Annotated in this window: 13 protein-coding genes; 7 read left to right on the forward strand and 6 right to left on the reverse strand. The window is 62.2% G+C overall.

Going from position 1 to position 14,299, the window contains the following annotated elements; translation table 11 throughout:
- The 3 genes from NF876_RS20885 to NF876_RS20895 all read right to left on the reverse strand — a co-directional run bounded on the left by NF876_RS20885 (position 1) and on the right by NF876_RS20895 (position 5,724).
- Positions 1–1,290: an epoxide hydrolase family protein gene (locus NF876_RS20885; RefSeq protein WP_262270562.1), complete on the reverse strand. Its 1,290-nt coding sequence runs from the start codon at positions 1,288–1,290 to the stop codon at positions 1–3.
- A 77-nt stretch (positions 1,291–1,367) separates the two neighbouring features.
- Positions 1,368–4,553 carry an efflux RND transporter permease subunit gene (locus NF876_RS20890; protein WP_262270563.1) on the reverse strand — a complete coding sequence of 1,062 codons (3,186 nt, stop codon included), beginning with the start codon at positions 4,551–4,553 and terminating at the stop codon, positions 1,368–1,370.
- A gap of 22 nt (positions 4,554–4,575) precedes the next feature.
- The gene (locus tag NF876_RS20895) at positions 4,576–5,724 is read right to left on the reverse strand and encodes an efflux RND transporter periplasmic adaptor subunit (RefSeq protein WP_373696698.1); all 1,149 of its coding nucleotides are present in this window, start codon (positions 5,722–5,724) and stop codon (positions 4,576–4,578) included.
- Positions 5,725–6,123: 399 nt separating this feature from the next.
- Between NF876_RS20895 and nuoF the strand changes: the two genes are divergently transcribed.
- Both nuoF and pdhA read left to right on the forward strand, forming a co-directional pair.
- Complete coding sequence (gene nuoF / locus NF876_RS20900) at positions 6,124–7,419, forward strand: NADH-quinone oxidoreductase subunit NuoF (protein WP_262270565.1); 1,296 nt, start codon at positions 6,124–6,126, stop codon at positions 7,417–7,419.
- Positions 7,420–7,467: 48 nt separating this feature from the next.
- Positions 7,468–8,466 carry a pyruvate dehydrogenase (acetyl-transferring) E1 component subunit alpha gene (pdhA, locus tag NF876_RS20905; protein ID WP_262270566.1) on the forward strand — a complete coding sequence of 333 codons (999 nt, stop codon included), beginning with the start codon at positions 7,468–7,470 and terminating at the stop codon, positions 8,464–8,466.
- A gap of 123 nt (positions 8,467–8,589) precedes the next feature.
- Here the strand turns inward: pdhA and NF876_RS20910 are convergent, their stop codons facing one another.
- The gene (locus NF876_RS20910; RefSeq protein ID WP_262270567.1) at positions 8,590–9,468 is read right to left on the reverse strand and encodes a helix-turn-helix domain-containing protein; all 879 of its coding nucleotides are present in this window, start codon (positions 9,466–9,468) and stop codon (positions 8,590–8,592) included.
- Positions 9,465–9,653, reverse strand: a complete 189-nt coding sequence (locus tag NF876_RS20915) for a hypothetical protein (protein WP_262270568.1) — start codon at positions 9,651–9,653, stop codon at positions 9,465–9,467. Before NF876_RS20915 ends, NF876_RS20910 begins: the two co-directional genes overlap by 4 nt.
- Before the next feature lie 875 nt (positions 9,654–10,528).
- Here NF876_RS20915 and NF876_RS20920 point away from each other — a divergent pair.
- The 3 genes from NF876_RS20920 (at position 10,529) to trxB (ending at position 13,150) form a co-directional block, all read left to right on the forward strand.
- Entirely contained in the window at positions 10,529–11,755 is a 1,227-nt protein-coding gene (locus tag NF876_RS20920) for a bifunctional alpha/beta hydrolase/OsmC family protein (RefSeq protein ID WP_262270569.1), read from the forward strand.
- A gap of 169 nt (positions 11,756–11,924) precedes the next feature.
- The gene (locus tag NF876_RS20925) at positions 11,925–12,062 is read left to right on the forward strand and encodes a DUF1127 domain-containing protein (protein ID WP_262270570.1); all 138 of its coding nucleotides are present in this window, start codon (positions 11,925–11,927) and stop codon (positions 12,060–12,062) included.
- Positions 12,063–12,145: 83 nt separating this feature from the next.
- Positions 12,146–13,150 (forward strand): thioredoxin-disulfide reductase, encoded by a 1,005-nt coding sequence (trxB, locus tag NF876_RS20930; protein ID WP_262270571.1) that lies wholly within the window; start codon positions 12,146–12,148, stop codon positions 13,148–13,150.
- Here the strand turns inward: trxB and NF876_RS43510 are convergent.
- On the reverse strand, positions 13,106–13,459 hold the full coding sequence (locus NF876_RS43510; RefSeq protein ID WP_373696699.1) for a porin: 354 nt from the start codon (positions 13,457–13,459) through the stop codon (positions 13,106–13,108). The two genes, trxB and NF876_RS43510, sit on opposite strands and share 45 nt — an antisense overlap.
- Positions 13,460–13,881: 422 nt before the next feature.
- Here NF876_RS43510 and NF876_RS20935 point away from each other — a divergent pair, with 422 nt between their 5' ends.
- Together NF876_RS20935 and NF876_RS20940 are read left to right on the forward strand one after the other, a co-directional pair.
- Complete coding sequence (locus NF876_RS20935; RefSeq protein WP_262270572.1) at positions 13,882–14,052, forward strand: hypothetical protein; 171 nt, start codon at positions 13,882–13,884, stop codon at positions 14,050–14,052.
- Between the two features lie 12 nt (positions 14,053–14,064).
- The coding region (locus NF876_RS20940) for an NADH-quinone oxidoreductase subunit H (protein WP_262270573.1) at positions 14,065–14,299 on the forward strand (235 nt) is incomplete at its 3' end.

Here is a 14,299-nt window from a genome sequence, read left to right on the forward strand (position 1 = left end):
CTAGAGCGGTTTGCGGAGAGGTCTAAAGGCCTCTCGCAACTCTGCGCTGAAGAGTTCCGGCTGCTCCCAGGCGGCGAAGTGACCGCCCATGTCGACCTCATGGAAGTAGGCAAGATTGCGGTAGGCGCGCCGGGCCCATGTTTCCGGGGCCCGATAGACCTCTCCCGGAAAGACCGTGATTGCCACTGGAAGCGAGATCTCGGCGGTCTTCTCCGACGTCGCCGACAGAATGTTGGATTTGTTCTCCCAGTAGATACGGGCGGCCGAGGCCGCGGTGTTCGTCAGCCAATACAGCGATATGTCGTCCAGCACCTCGTCCGGAGTCTTTTCGGGGTCACTGCTGCTGTAGGTCCATGTCGCAAAGCCCGGATGCCCGAGCATCCACGCCGCAAGACCTGCCGGGGTGTCGGTGATGGCCAAGCCGATCGTCTGCGGCCGGGTGCCCATCATCACCGCGTAGGATCTGCTCCCCATCTTCGCGTAGGCGCTGAGCCCATCGAAGGCCGCGCGTTCCTTGTCGGACAACCCTGCCGGCGCGGGCCCACCGGCGGCCAGGGCTTGGTCCACCTCGGGCGGGATCGTCGCCGGCAGGTTGATATGAATGCCCAGCAGACCAACCGGCGCTTGGCGGGCCATGGCGCTGGAGACGGGCGAGCCCCAGTCGCCCCCCTGGGCGACGTAGCGGCTGTAGCCGAGGCGTTTCATCAGCTCCGCCCAGGCTCGCGCGATGCGCTCGGGGCCCCAGCCGGTGTCGGTTGGCCTGCCGGAGAAGCCGTAGCCCGGCATCGAGGGCAGAACGAGGTCGAAGGCGTCCTCCGCCCGTCCGCCGTGGGATGGTGGGTCGGTCAGCGGGCCGACGGTCTTGAGCAGCTCGAACACCGATCCCGGCCAGCCATGGGTCATGATCAGCGGCAGTGCGTTGGGATGCTTCGAGCGGACGTGAACGAGGTGGATGTCGACGCCGTCGATCCTAGTCATGAACTGCGGCAGGGCATTCAGCTTTGCTTCCGCCTGGCGCCAGTCGTAGCCGGTGCCCCAATGCTCGACGAGCGGCTTGATCTTGGCGAGCTGGATGCCCTGCGACTGATCATTGACCGTCTCGCGGTCGGGCCAGCGGGTTGCGGTGATACGACGCCGAAGCTCATCGAGCTCGGCTTCGGGTACGTTGACGGTGAAGGGGCGAATGGCGTCGCTTTCGGCTGCCTTGACCAAGCCCGCCGGAAGCAGGCTCAATGCACCCGCGGCAACCAGGAGATTGCGCCGGCTTGGGTGGGATGATGGTTCTGCCATTGGTCTTCTCCATTCGCTCAAGTCGCCCCAGGTGACGATCCCCAAGATGGAGCGGGCGGCCCGGGATTTCTGGCCTGTCATTCGGCTGGAGATGACGCAGGAACCGCGATCCGGGCAGGTTTGGGGCGGCGCCTCCTGTCCAGCCGCAGGGCCACAAGTCGCATTGTTACGTAGAAGACGGGCGTCAGGAACAGCCCGAACAGGGTCACGCCCAGCATGCCGGCGAACACCGCCGTGCCCAGGGCCTGCCGCATCTCGGCCCCGGGGCCAGTGGCGATCACCAGCGGCACCACGCCGAGGATGAAAGCGAAAGCCGTCATCAGGATCGGGCGCAACCTCAAGCGGCAGGCCTCCACCACCGCGGCCATGGGTGTCTTGCCCTCCTGTTCCGCCTGCTTGGCGAATTCAACGATCAGGATGGCGTTCTTGGCCGCCAGTCCGACGAGAACCACAAGGCCGATCTGGGTCAGGATGTTGTTGTCCTGCCCCCGGATCATCACGCCGATCAGTGCGGAGAGCACACTCATGGGGACGATCAGGATGATGGCGATCGGCAGGGACCAACTCTCATACTGGGCCGCGAGCACGAGGAACACAAAGAGCACGGACAAGGCAAAGATGAACACTGCTGTGTTGCCGGTCTGCCGCTCCTGGAAAGCCAGCTCGGTCCACTCAAAGCCCATACTGGGCGAGAGGTTCTGCCGGACGAGCTCCTCCATGGCATCGAGCGCATCCCCTGAGGACACGCCCGGAGCCGCGTTACCCTGCAGCGCCACTGAAGTGAACATGTTGTAGCGCTGGATCAGATCGGGCCCTGAAACTTCCCGCATCGCAACCAGCGTGCCCATGGGCACGAGGGCGCCGGTGGAGGAGCGAACCCGCAGCCGGTTGATGTCCTCCTGGTCCACCCTGAATCGCTGATCGGCCTGCGCCCGCACCTGATAGACACGGCCGAAGGCATTGAAGTCGTTGACATAGGCGGTGCCGAGGTTGATCCGGAGCGCCTCGAAGATGTTTGGGATCGGCACGTTCAAGATACTCGCCTTCTGGCGGTCGATCTCGAGGTACACTTGAGGCGAGTTGGCCGAGAAGGTCGTAAACACACCAGAGAGGTTCGGGTTCTGCCGGGCCTGTCCCATCAGCTGGTAGGCGGCCGCGAGGATCCCGCGCACGTCATCGCCGGTCTGGTTCTGCAACTGCACCTTGAAGCCGCCCGAACTGCCGAGTCCGCGGACGGGCGGGGGCGGGATGGCGATGATGAACGCCTCCTGGATCGGCTGCATGCGGGCGAAGAGATCCTCAACGATCTTGGTGCCGAAATCCCCAGTCTCGATCCGCTCCTTAAACGGCTTGAAGACAGCGAAGATCGCTGCAGCGTTGGTTGCGTTGGTAAAGGTCGCACCAGAGAAGCCGGCAAAGGCCGACACGCTCTGAACACCCGGCGCTTCCTGGATGATCTTGGACGCCTTTTGCACCACTGCGTCGGTGCGGGACAAGGAGGAGCCGTCCGGCAGCTGCACCACGACAATGGCATAGCCCTGGTCCAGGGTTGGGATGAAGCCACGCGGCACGTGGTTGACAATCCACGCGGTCCCGGCGAGCAGGCCGACATAGATTGAGAGCACGATCAGCTTGTGCCGTGCGATCACCCCAACCGCTCTGGCATAGCTGTTGGACATGGCATCGAAGCCCCGGTTGAAGCCGCCCGCGAGGGCTCGCCCGAACCGGGAAACCGGATTGCTGGAGTGCTCGTGGCTGTGCGGCTTCAGCAGCATTGCGGCGAGAGCCGGCGACAGGGTGAGAGAGTTGAAGGCCGAGATGACGGTCGACACGGCAATGGTCAGCGCGAACTGCCGGTAGAACTGGCCGGAGATGCCGGGAATGAACGCTGTCGGCACGAAGACTGCGGCCAAGACCAGCGCGATGGCCACAAGGGCCGTGCCAACCTCGTCCATGGTGACATGGGCGGCATCGCGCGGAGAGAGCCCGAGGGCTATATTTCGCTCCACGTTCTCAACCACCACAATGGCATCGTCGACCACAATGCCGATGGCCAGCACCATGCCGAACAGGGTCAGCGTGTTCACGGAAAAGCCAAGGGCTGCCATGAAGGCGAAGGTGCCGACCAACGAAATTGGGATCGCCACGATGGGGATGATCGCTGAGCGCCAGCTCTGCAGGAACACGAACACGACGATCACCACGAGCACCGTGGCCTCGAGCAGGGTCTTATAGACCTCGTGCACGCTCGCAGCGATGAACTCTGTGGGATTGTAGACAATCCGGTACTCGATGCCTGGTGGGAACTTGGCCTTGAGCCGCTCCATGTTGTCGATGATCTGACCTGCTGCATCCAGGGCGTTTGTGCCGGGCCGGCTGAAGATCCCGAGCGCAACCGCGGGCTTTCCGTCGAGGTAGGAGTTCGTCACGTAATCCTGGGCCGCTAACTCGATGCGGGCCACATCCTGCAGCCGCACGAGGCGCCCCTGCGGCGTCGCCTGGACGATGATCTGCCGGAACTCACGCGGATCCTCGAAGCGGCCCTGCGTCGTCACCGTCAGCTGGAAGGCCGCGTCCGTCGGTGTCGGCTCCTGCCCCAGGGCTCCGCCGGAGACCTGGACGTTCTGCTCCTGAATCGCCTGCACGACTTCGCTCGACGACATGCCGTAGGAGGCAAGCTTCTCCGGATCAAGCCAGATGCGGATGGAATATTGCCGCTCGCCCCAGATGATGAGGTCTCCTACACCTTCGAGCCGCAACAGGATGTCGCGGACGTAGTTGCGGGCATAGTTCGAGACATAGAGCTGATCGTACGAGTCGTCCGGGGAGAGCATGTGCACGACCATCATCAGGTCGGGCGAGCTCTTGAGGGTCGTGACCCCGAGGCGGCGCACCTCCTCGGGCAGGCGCGGCGTCGCAATCGCCACCCTGTTCTGAACCAGCACCTGCGCCTTGTCGAGATCGGTGCCGAGCTTGAAGGTGATCGTCAGCGCCATGGCGCCATCGCCGGTGGAGTAGGAGGACATGTAGAGCATGTCCTCGACGCCGTTGATCTGCTGCTCCAGAGGGGTGGCGACGGTGGCCGCGACCGTCTGGGCATCGGCCCCGGGGTAACTTGCTCTTACCACCACGGTGGGAGGCGTGATGTCCGGATACTGAGCCACCGGCAGGGCCGTGTAGGCAATGCCGCCAATGATCAAGAAAAGGGCTGACAGGACGGTCGCGAAGATAGGACGATCGACGAAAAAATGGGCCATGCGCATGGAGGCGTCCTCAATGGCGAGGTCAGGTGCCGTTTCGCTCCCGCGTCGGGGGAAGCGTCGTCATTTCGGGGGTGACCGGCGCCCCGGGCCGAACCCGGACGAGGCCGTTCACGACCACCGTCTCGTTGCCGGTCAGCCCGTTGCGAATAACCCTGTAGCCGTCGATCCTAGGACCGATGCGCACGGGCTTAAGGTTGACGACATTGTTCTCGCCCACCACGTAGACCACCCGCCGATCCTGATCGCTGCCGATGGCTTCATCGGGCAGGAGAACGCCTTTATAAGGATCCGAAGCCCCGATCGTCACGCGGCCGAACAAGCCGGGCGTCAGCAGCATATCCTTGTTGTCGAAGACCGCACGCACCCGGATCGTGCCGCTGGCCTCATCCAGCCGGTTGTCGACGAAATCGATCTGTCCCTTGCGCTGCCCCAGGCGCTCATCCGTCAGCGTGAGCAGAGCCTCATTAGCCGATCCGTTGGCGGCTGTCCTCGCGCCCCCTTGGGGCTGGGGTGCATAGGCCAGGAAGGAGCGCTCGTCCACGTCGAAATAGAACTGGATCGGGTGGAGCGAAACGATGTTCGTCAGGAGTGTCTCGTTGGCGTTGACCAAGTTGCCCTCGGACACGAGCTTGCGGGAGATCCGGCCGGTCAGGGGTGCCCTGATCTCTGTAAACTCAATATCGAGCTGCGCCTGCCGCAGGGCCGCCTGGGCTCGGTCGAGTTCCGCTTTCCCGGTCAGGAAGGCCTGTCGCCGCTGGTCGAAGATCTGGTCAGGGATGTTGCCGGTCATCCGCAACTGCTCGGCCCGAGCCAGGTCGCTCTGGGCAAAATCCAGTCGGACCTGGCCGGATGTGACGGCCGCCTGCGCCTGCTCGAGCGCATTGCGATAGGGGCGTGGATCGATGGTGAAGAGGAGGGTCCCCGCCCTCACGAGGGATCCGTCCTGAAAATGAACCTTGTCGAGATAACCTGAGACCCGCGCGCGGATGTCAACCTGATCGACCGCCTCGAAGCGCCCGATGAAGTCGGTCCGCTCGACAATGTCCTTCACCACAGGCTTGGCGACCGTCACGGGCGGCGGAGCAGGACCACCCTGGGCAAAGGCCAGACTTCCTGCCGCAAACCATGATCCAAGCACGGTGAGCACACATTGGTACCGGAGCCCCGCCATGGCGCGGCATACGCGAACACGGCCCCGCCGCTGCCATGGAAGGGGCCCGCTCCGATGAACCTGCTTTGGGGCTTGAGGGATTGTCATGGGTTCCGCTGCCTCCACCAGATGGGATCGTCCGGTGTCTGCGCCATTACGCAGAGGTCATGCTCGGCAAGAGATGCGTCCGCATCCCACCTACGTCTTTGGTGCAGAAAACATGACGCAATACTGAAGTATTGTACCGCCCGCGAGGAGCAACGACAGTTCAAGAATTGCGCCGAGTTATCGGAAATTGCGGCAATCTGGAGCGCCCGGCCTGAACCTTGACCCTGATTGTAGTAGGGTATGGCAACGCCTGCTCGGCTGCCCTGGTGGACGGGCCGATGGGGACCTCGAACAACACGAGGGGACCTGGTCATGCTCAGCGACAGGGACCGGATCTTCACGAACCCCTATGGCTTCCACGATTGGCGGCTCGCCGGCGCCCGCATGCGCGGGGACTGGGATGGAACGTCCGAGCTGCTGGCGCGGGGACGGGACTGGATTATCAATGAGACCAGGGCATCGGGGCTCCGCGGGCGGGAGGGCGCGGGATTTGCGACAGGCCTGAAATGGTTGTTCACGCCGAAGTCGTCCGATCGGCTGCCCAGCTACCTTGTGGTCAATGCCGACGACTCTGAGCCTGGAACCTGCAAGGACCGCAAAATCCTACGCGACAATCCGCACAAACTGATCGAAGGCTGTCTGCTCGCGTCGTTCACCATCGGCGCCCATGCCTGTTATATCTACATCCGCGGCGAGTTTATCCAGGAAGCCGCTCATCCGCAGCAGGCGATTGACGACGCCTACGGTGCTGGCTTGATCGGCCGAGATGCCTGTGACTCCAGGTGGGACTTCGATCTTTATCTCCACCGTGGGGCTGGCGCCTATATCGCCCGGGAAGAGACAGTCCTCCTTGAGAGCCTCGAAGGCAAAAAGGCGATGCCCCGCATGAAGCCGCCGTTCCCGGCGGCGATCGGCCTATACGGCTGCCCGACCACTGTAAACAACGTCGAGACCATTACCGTCGTACCGACGATTTTGCTGTGTGGCGCGGCCTGGTTTGCGGGCTTTGGCCGGCCGAACAACTCCGGCACCAAGATCTATTCGATCTCAGGCCATGTGAACAGGCCCTGCAATGTCGAGGAAGCCATGAGCATCCCGTTGCGCGAGCTGATTGACACCTATGCGGCGGGCGTGCGGGGACGGTGGAACAACCTTCTGGCCGTGATCCCCGGAGGTGGATCCATGCCGCTGGTGCGAAAGCATCTCTGTAATACCTTGCTGATGGTTTTCGACACCCTCAGTGAGCCCAAAAGCGGACTGGACACCGCCGCGATCGTGGTGATGGATCGATCGATGAACCTGATTGCGGCCATCGCCCGTCTGAGCGCGTTCTTCAAGCGCGAAAGCTGCGGCCAGTGCACCCCTTGCAGGGAGGGTTCCGGCTGGGTGATGCGGGTGGTGTACCGGATGGTCGAGGGCCGTGCCGATCCGGATGAGATCAACCTGATGGAGCAGGTCACGCGGCAGATGGAGGGCCATACGATCTGTGCGTTTGGCGACGCCGCCGCCTGGCCCGTGCAGGGACTGATCCGCCACTTTCGTCCGCTGTTGTTGGAGCGGATCGTCGCGTACCAGCATGAGCACCAGCCACCTCTCGCAGCGGAGTGAATCGTGGGCGAAGCACATTGGCCTGACACCAGGAGTCGGGAGAGCACCATGGCACTAAAATCCAATAAGGATCAGCAGAAATTTACTAAGGATCAGGAGGCGCACGCGTATCGCGAGATGCTGCTGATCCGGCGCTTCGAGGAAAAGACTGGCCAAATGTACGGCATGGGCCTGATCCGCGGCTTCTGCCACCTCTATATCGGCCAGGAAGCCATCGTGGTTGGCATGGGGATGGCGACGAAAGAGGGCGACCAGATGATCACCGGCTACCGTGATCACGGTCACATGCTGGCGTGCGGCATGGATCCGAAGGGCGTCATGGCCGAGTTGACGGGGCGCCGCGGCGGCCTGTCAAAAGGAAAAGGTGGCTCGATGCACATGTTCTCGAAGGAAAAGCATTTCTACGGCGGTCACGGCATCGTGGGCTCCCAGGTGTCGCTCGGTACCGGCATTGCTTTTGCCAACCACTATCGCGAGAACGGCAATGTCTGCCTGACCTACTTCGGCGAGGGTGCGGCCAACCAGGGCCAGGTCTCGGAGAGCTTCAACATGGCGGCAGTCTGGAAGCTGCCGGTGGTCTACGTGATCGAGAACAACCGATACGCCATGGGCACGGAGATGAGCCGCGCCTCGGCGCAGACGGACTTCTCGAAACGCGGCGTGTTCTTTGGGATCCCGGGCGAGCAGGTGGACGGCATGGATGTCCGTGCGGTCTACGCCGCCGGCCAGCGCGCCATCGAGCATGCCCGCACCGGCAAGGGCCCCTACATCCTCGAGATGCTATCCTACCGCTATCGTGGCCACTCCATGTCGGATCCGGCGAAGTACCGGACGAGGGAGGAAGTCGACCAGATCCGCGAGGAGCGCGACCCCATCGAGCAATCCCGCCGCCGCTTGCTTGAGCGCTGGAAGGTGTCGGAAGACGAGCTCAAGGCCATCGACAGCCAAGTGCGCGAAATTGTCAACGAGGCGGCCGAGTTCGCCACGAAGGATCTGGAGCCCGATCCATCAGAGCTCTACACCGACATTCTGCACCAGGCACCCTGACGGGTCTCTCAAACCGTTGAGCCAACCACTAGAGCATTTGACGGTTTGTCCGACCCGCTTGGTTCCACCTCTGCCCAGGGGAGAGGGGTGGGATGTCGTGGATCCGCCTGTTCGTCCGATGCTCTAGATAATCGTCCGCCTGTACTCCCGGGGCGAGAGGCCTGTGATCTGTCGGAAGAGGGCCGAGAACCGGCTCGGGCTGCTGTAGCCAACCGCCGCTGCGGCATCAGTGACCGACTGGGTAGGTTCGGCCAGCAGCGCCTTGGCCCGCTCGATGCGGCGGCTTATCTGGTAGTGGTGCGGCGGCTGCCCGACGGTCTCCTTGAAGGCCCGGCAGAAATGGTACGGGCTGAGCCGTGCGATTGCCGCCAGCTCGATGAGCGAAATATCCTGGTGGAGGTTCTCCTCAATGTACTCGCACACTGCCTTGCGCTGCCAACCCGCGAGCCCGCCCTTCGCCCGGCTCGCTTCACGAGGGGGCGTCAGGGGGCCAACCGTCTGAAGATGCATGATCTCGAAGAGCAGAACGATGGAAAATGACTCGACATACACGCGCGAGTAATTCTCCGGGTGCGCCAGGATCCGGTCAAGCTGCAGCATCAGTTGGGCCAAGAATGGATGCTCGAAATACAGCATCGGGTAGAGCTGGCGCTCCCCGCCATCCAGAGGTGGGCAGAGGGCTGGATCGAGATAAGCGGTCGTAATGACCATGGGCCTGGTCGAGGGGTGGGTCCATCCCTGCATGCGGCAGCCGGCCGGAATGAAGCTCAGCCGGCCGCGAACGTCCCGCAAGGTGGATCGCGTAATCCCATCAGCGGTGGTTTCCCCGTCCTTGCGCTGGAAGTTCACCAGGGCAAGGAAGTGCCGGCTGCTATGCAGCGTGAACTCATGCGGCTTGGGGCGCGGCAGCACCACGTGCTCGCCTATCAGGGTGTCCCATTGGTGATTCAGCCGCAAGGTATGGTTGTGAATCTGCAGGATCGCAGCGTCGTCCGGGCTCATGATTGCCCCGTGCAGAGGTCCAGGCCGGTGGCACCCTGATGCGCCAGATTGATGGCCTTGATGACGGAGTTCGCCGGCTCAACCGCGATGATGAAGAGGCTCCGCTCGGAATGCACGAACCAGGTTTCACCCGCCTGCACGGGCGAGGTGCCGGGAACTGGTACGTGCCGCAATGGAACTGTCATCAGCGTCTCCCGGCTTACATCCTGGGGCTGAGTTCGGACGGAATGGTACAGATTTGAGCAGAAATTGTCTCAGTGTTTTCTGAACCGTATGTGCGCAAATACACGGCACGATTCGCATGGGGTTTAAAGCCAGACAAGCCGACCATCCGCCCGAGCATCGAGCCTCAGGCGCTCACCAGATAGCGGCTGGGCAGTTTGGTTCGGAGGGGCAGCGGCCTATTCGTCTGCGTTAAGCCAGCCCTGCTGAGCGATTGACGTTCAGGCGGCGCTTGAAGCCAAGCTTGAGCCTGAGCCCACGGGCGCACAACCACCAAGCTCCGCCTGAACTCTCCCGCCAAGACCGTTTTTTGAATCTGGGGCTTGCAAAACGATACAGACCAGTCTACATCACTGATTAACGATACAGATCTGTATCTTTTGGATCGGGGCTGGGCTCGAGTTGTGTTGCTGAGATCAGCCATTCGCTGTCGAGAGCGGGAGAGTTCATCATGAAGTTAATCAACACACTCGCTAGATTGAACCGGAGTATTCTCGCTGTCAGCGTTGTTGTCGCTGCGGTGACGGGCACCATCACAACGGCTCAGGCACAATCTCAGTCTTATGTCCAGCAAACATCACCATCGGTCCAGCCAATGAGGATGGTGGAAGTGGCTGGGCGGAGTTTCGCTCGGACTGGCGCGACGGTTCCCAATCCAGGCACCGCGAAAATTGGCCCTCAAACCGAGATCGAACGACGGGCTCAGGAACGCAGTGCCCGGGCCATCCGAACAATCTGCACTGGGTGTCTGTAAGCAAGACGAGCCATGGATCAGAACAGCGCCCAAAGTGTCCACAGAACTGCGCTGGCGCCGTGTTTGCGCTGACGGGAGACCGGAATGCAAAGCCTCAAGGTAACCTTTCCCGGTTCAAGCGGTGATCCGCTTGCTGCTCGGCTCGAACTTCCGCTCGGCCCGATCCGCTCCTATGCGATCTTCGCCCATTGCTTCACCTGCTCAAAGGACCTCTTCGCCTCCCGTCGGATCGCGTCCGAACTCGCCCTGCGAGGCATCGCGGTTCTGCGGTTTGACTTCACCGGCCTTGGGGCGTCAGGCGGTGAATTCGCGAACAGCAACTTCTCCTCCAATGTGGAGGACCTCCAGCGAGCCGCCGAGTACCTCGCTAGCCATTTTGGTCCGGCCGAACTCCTGATCGGCCATTCGCTTGGAGGCGCTGCCGTCCTAGCGGTGGCGGCGGACTTGCCCGAGGTACGAGCGGTGGTGACGATCGGTGCCCCGGCGGATACAGAGCACGTGATCCACACCTTCAGCACGCATGTCCCGGTCATCGAAAGCCAGGGTGAGGCCGAAGTGGAACTCGCTGGACGTCGCTTCACCATACAGCGGCAGTTTCTCGACGACGTGCGTCGGCAGCAACTTGAAACCAAAATCCACAATCTTGGCCGGCCGCTGCTCGTTCTGCATGCTCCTGGCGACGAGATCGTCGGGGTCGAGAATGCCAAGCGGATCTTTGCAGCCGCCCGGCATCCAAAGAGCTTCATCTCTCTCGACGGAGCTAACCATCTCCTGACCCGCCACGAGGATGCGACCTTCGTTGCCGAGGTGGTTAGCGCCTGGTTTGCTCGGTATCTGCCGCGGCCGTCGAGTGCAGAACCGGCTGCCGATCACAATGGCATCCTCGTCCGTGCGTCGGGAGAAGGCCGGTTTCAGCAGGTCGTCGAAGCCGGCCGGAACCGGCTGCTGGCCGATGAGCCTGAGAGCTATGGCGGCCTGGACAGCGGTCCCAGTCCGTACGATTTCGTGGCGGCGGGGCTCGGCGCCTGCACGTCGATGACGCTGCAGCTGTATGCCGAGCGTAAGGGCTGGCAGCTTCCGCCATTCACGGTCGAGGTGCGGCACGCTAAGGTTCATGCTGAAGACTGCGTCAACTGCGGAGAAGGACGCAACGGCAAGATCGATCAGTTCGAGCGCCGGATCGCCTTCGAGACTGACCCAGGTCCTACGGTGACGGAGAAGATCGCGGAGATTGCCGACAAGTGCCCGGTCCATCGGACGCTTGAGGCTCGCTCACATATCGTGACGAAAGTCGAAGCCGCGAACTCCTGATGCCCGGCGCGAGAGTACCTTGTTGAGCACGAGGTGGATACGCCCCGGCAAACAAACGGCGATGGTGCAGTTCTTTCACTCAGTCTTGGGCCTGTTTTGTAGCCCGGTCCGCTGGCAGGATCGCCACCATTGGAAAAGCTATTACTTCGACTTCAAACGGAGAATTCCCATGCTTGTCGCTTTTGTTCTTTCCAGGATCCATGCCTTTCAGCGGTACCGTGCGTCTGTCCGTGAGCTGTCCCACTTCTCCGACCGCGAGCTCGATGACCTCGGTATCTCCCGCTACGACATCGATACTGCCGCGTAGAGCCTCGCATGCTGCAGCAGGGCCCCGTGCGTCTCGACGGGTGCATTCATCTGACCTCTTTTTATGATTGTTGAGCTCACCCAATGAACACACATCCCACCGAGGTCTTGATCATCGGAGCCGGACCGGCCGGCTACACCGCCGCCATCTATGCTGCCCGTGCCAACCGCAAGCCGCTTCTAGTGACCGGCATTCAGCCGGGCGGCCAGCTCACCATCACGACGGATGTCGAGAACTACCCCGGGTTCGCAGAGCCCGTCCAAGGGCCATGGCTGATGGAGCAGATGCGGCAGCAGGCGGAGAATGTCGGCACCACTCTGGTGTACGACACCATCACCTCCGTTGATCTCTCCAAGCGTCCATTCCGAGCCGTAGGCGACTCTGGCGATACATACATCGCTGACGCCCTCATCATCGCCACGGGCGCTCAGGCCCGGTGGCTTAGTTTGCCCTCGGAAGAGATCTTCAACGGGCACGGGGTCTCAGCATGCGCGACCTGTGACGGCTTTTTCTACCGCAACAAAGAAGTTGTGGTGGTCGGAGGCGGCAACACAGCCGCGGAGGAAGCGCTCTACCTGTCGAACCTGGCTTCCAAAGTCACAATCATCCATCGGCGTGATCGCCTCCGGGCGGAGCCCATCCTGCAGGACCGCCTCCTGGCTAAACCCAATGTCGAGGTGGTCTGGAACCATGTCATCGACGAGGTGATCGGCGAACAGGAGCCGATGAAGGCGGTGACGGGCGTTCGGATCCGTGATGTGAACACAGGCGGGACGAGGGAACTCGCCACAGACGGCCTTTTCGTTGCCATTGGCCATGATCCCGCGACCAAGCTGTTTCGTGGTCAGCTTGAGATGGACGATGCCGGCTACATCAAAGTCGGCTCCTGGTCGACGAAAACCTCTGTTCCCGGGTGCATGGCCGCCGGCGACGTGATCGACCCAGTGTTCAGGCAGGCTATCAGCTCCGCCGGAATGGGGAGCATGGCAGCCTTGGAAGCCGACAAGTTTCTGGCCGAGCATTCATCTGATCCAGTCATCCGCTCAAATGAACAACATGAAGAGCAGATGATCGGTGCGTGGGCCTGACGAGAACGATTCCTGACGGCCGGCGGTCAGGGCGCCGAACTGGACAAAGGCCTCGTTGGGACGGAAGGTATCAGACCCGTAATTGCTCGTGTTGCGGGTGAACTCGTACTGCGTCCTGGCACGCAGCAGGCAGTAAGAGGTCCGGATGAGGGCGTCGAGGGCGACGGGCCTGCGGGCCCGATGGCCGATGGGATCGTCGGCGCGGGCGCCTGGCTCCAGATACCGGATTTCTCCTCGGGCCCGACTGCCGACCCTCAGGCAGGTGTCGGTCCCAGGATGGTGAAGAAACCGGCGCCGTGGGTGGAGCAGATGCGCACAGCCTCGACGAGGGTCGCGCCCTTAGCCTTTAGATCAGCTGCCCAGGAGCCTAACGGGACAGAGCATCCACCGACGATCGCGGCACAGGCGGCTGATCCGGTTCGGAACACGCACATTGTGGCCCCCTCGGTTCTTGCCCACGCCGACCACGCATTGACTGGCTAAGAACCGGCGTGTCCGGCCTATTCCGGCTGACAACGCCGATTCTGAGGCCAGCACAAACGGACGGAGCCGGAACGGGGTGGGATGGGGCGTGACCGGCTCGCGTGGCAGCGCGGCCACCTGATCGCTCTGTAACAGCGATCCAAGGTCTGCCTTCAGGGGCTTTTCTTTTGCCAGAATGGGGATCACCATACCCGTTCCTGCTGCACGATGCGTATGCTTTCTTTCCGCACGGCGAAGGAAGACCGCACATGAATGTCGGGGTGATGGAGACGGTCGAGACAGCTGGCGTGGATTTCGCGATCAGGTCCCTGACCGCCATTGGCGGCACGTCGGGCCGCGTGCCCTTCGTGAGCCCGGTGAAATATTTCCAACTGACCAATCCGATTGGCGGTGAGCTGAAGCTCGAGGCCTCAGAATAAGGGGAGTGGATCATGGAATTTGGAGACATCCTCCTCAGCGTTGCAATCATGCTGGGTCAGAGCCTGCTTCTGCTTGTGGCTCTGCTCATCTTCATCGCCTATGCACTCTATGCCGACCGTAAGGTCTGGGCGGCCGTCCAGCTCCGCCGCGGCCCGAACGTGGTCGGGCCCTGGGGCCTGCTCCAGTCCTTCGCCGATCTGCTCAAGTTCGTCCTGAAGGAGCCGGTGATCCCGGCGCCGGCCAACA

The organism is Microvirga yunnanensis (genome assembly GCF_025460875.1).

Bases quoted from the DNA above. Each gene is read 5' to 3' on its own strand.
- NF876_RS20895 (WP_373696698.1), bottom strand. From the start codon at position 5,724: ATGGCGGGGCTCCGGTACCAATGTGTGCTCACCGTGCTTGGATCATGG.
- pdhA (WP_262270566.1), top strand. From the start codon at position 7,468: ATGGCACTAAAATCCAATAAGGATCAGCAGAAATTTACTAAGGATCAG.
- NF876_RS20915 (WP_262270568.1), bottom strand. From the start codon at position 9,653: ATGACAGTTCCATTGCGGCACGTACCAGTTCCCGGCACCTCGCCCGTG.
- nuoF (WP_262270565.1), top strand. From the start codon at position 6,124: ATGCTCAGCGACAGGGACCGGATCTTCACGAACCCCTATGGCTTCCAC.
- NF876_RS20890 (WP_262270563.1), bottom strand. From the start codon at position 4,553: ATGCGCATGGCCCATTTTTTCGTCGATCGTCCTATCTTCGCGACCGTC.
- NF876_RS20920 (WP_262270569.1), top strand. From the start codon at position 10,529: ATGCAAAGCCTCAAGGTAACCTTTCCCGGTTCAAGCGGTGATCCGCTT.
- NF876_RS20925 (WP_262270570.1), top strand. From the start codon at position 11,925: ATGCTTGTCGCTTTTGTTCTTTCCAGGATCCATGCCTTTCAGCGGTAC.
- NF876_RS20935 (WP_262270572.1), top strand. From the start codon at position 13,882: ATGAATGTCGGGGTGATGGAGACGGTCGAGACAGCTGGCGTGGATTTC.
- NF876_RS20910 (WP_262270567.1), bottom strand. From the start codon at position 9,468: ATGAGCCCGGACGACGCTGCGATCCTGCAGATTCACAACCATACCTTG.
- trxB (WP_262270571.1), top strand. From the start codon at position 12,146: ATGAACACACATCCCACCGAGGTCTTGATCATCGGAGCCGGACCGGCC.
- NF876_RS20885 (WP_262270562.1), bottom strand. From the start codon at position 1,290: ATGGCAGAACCATCATCCCACCCAAGCCGGCGCAATCTCCTGGTTGCC.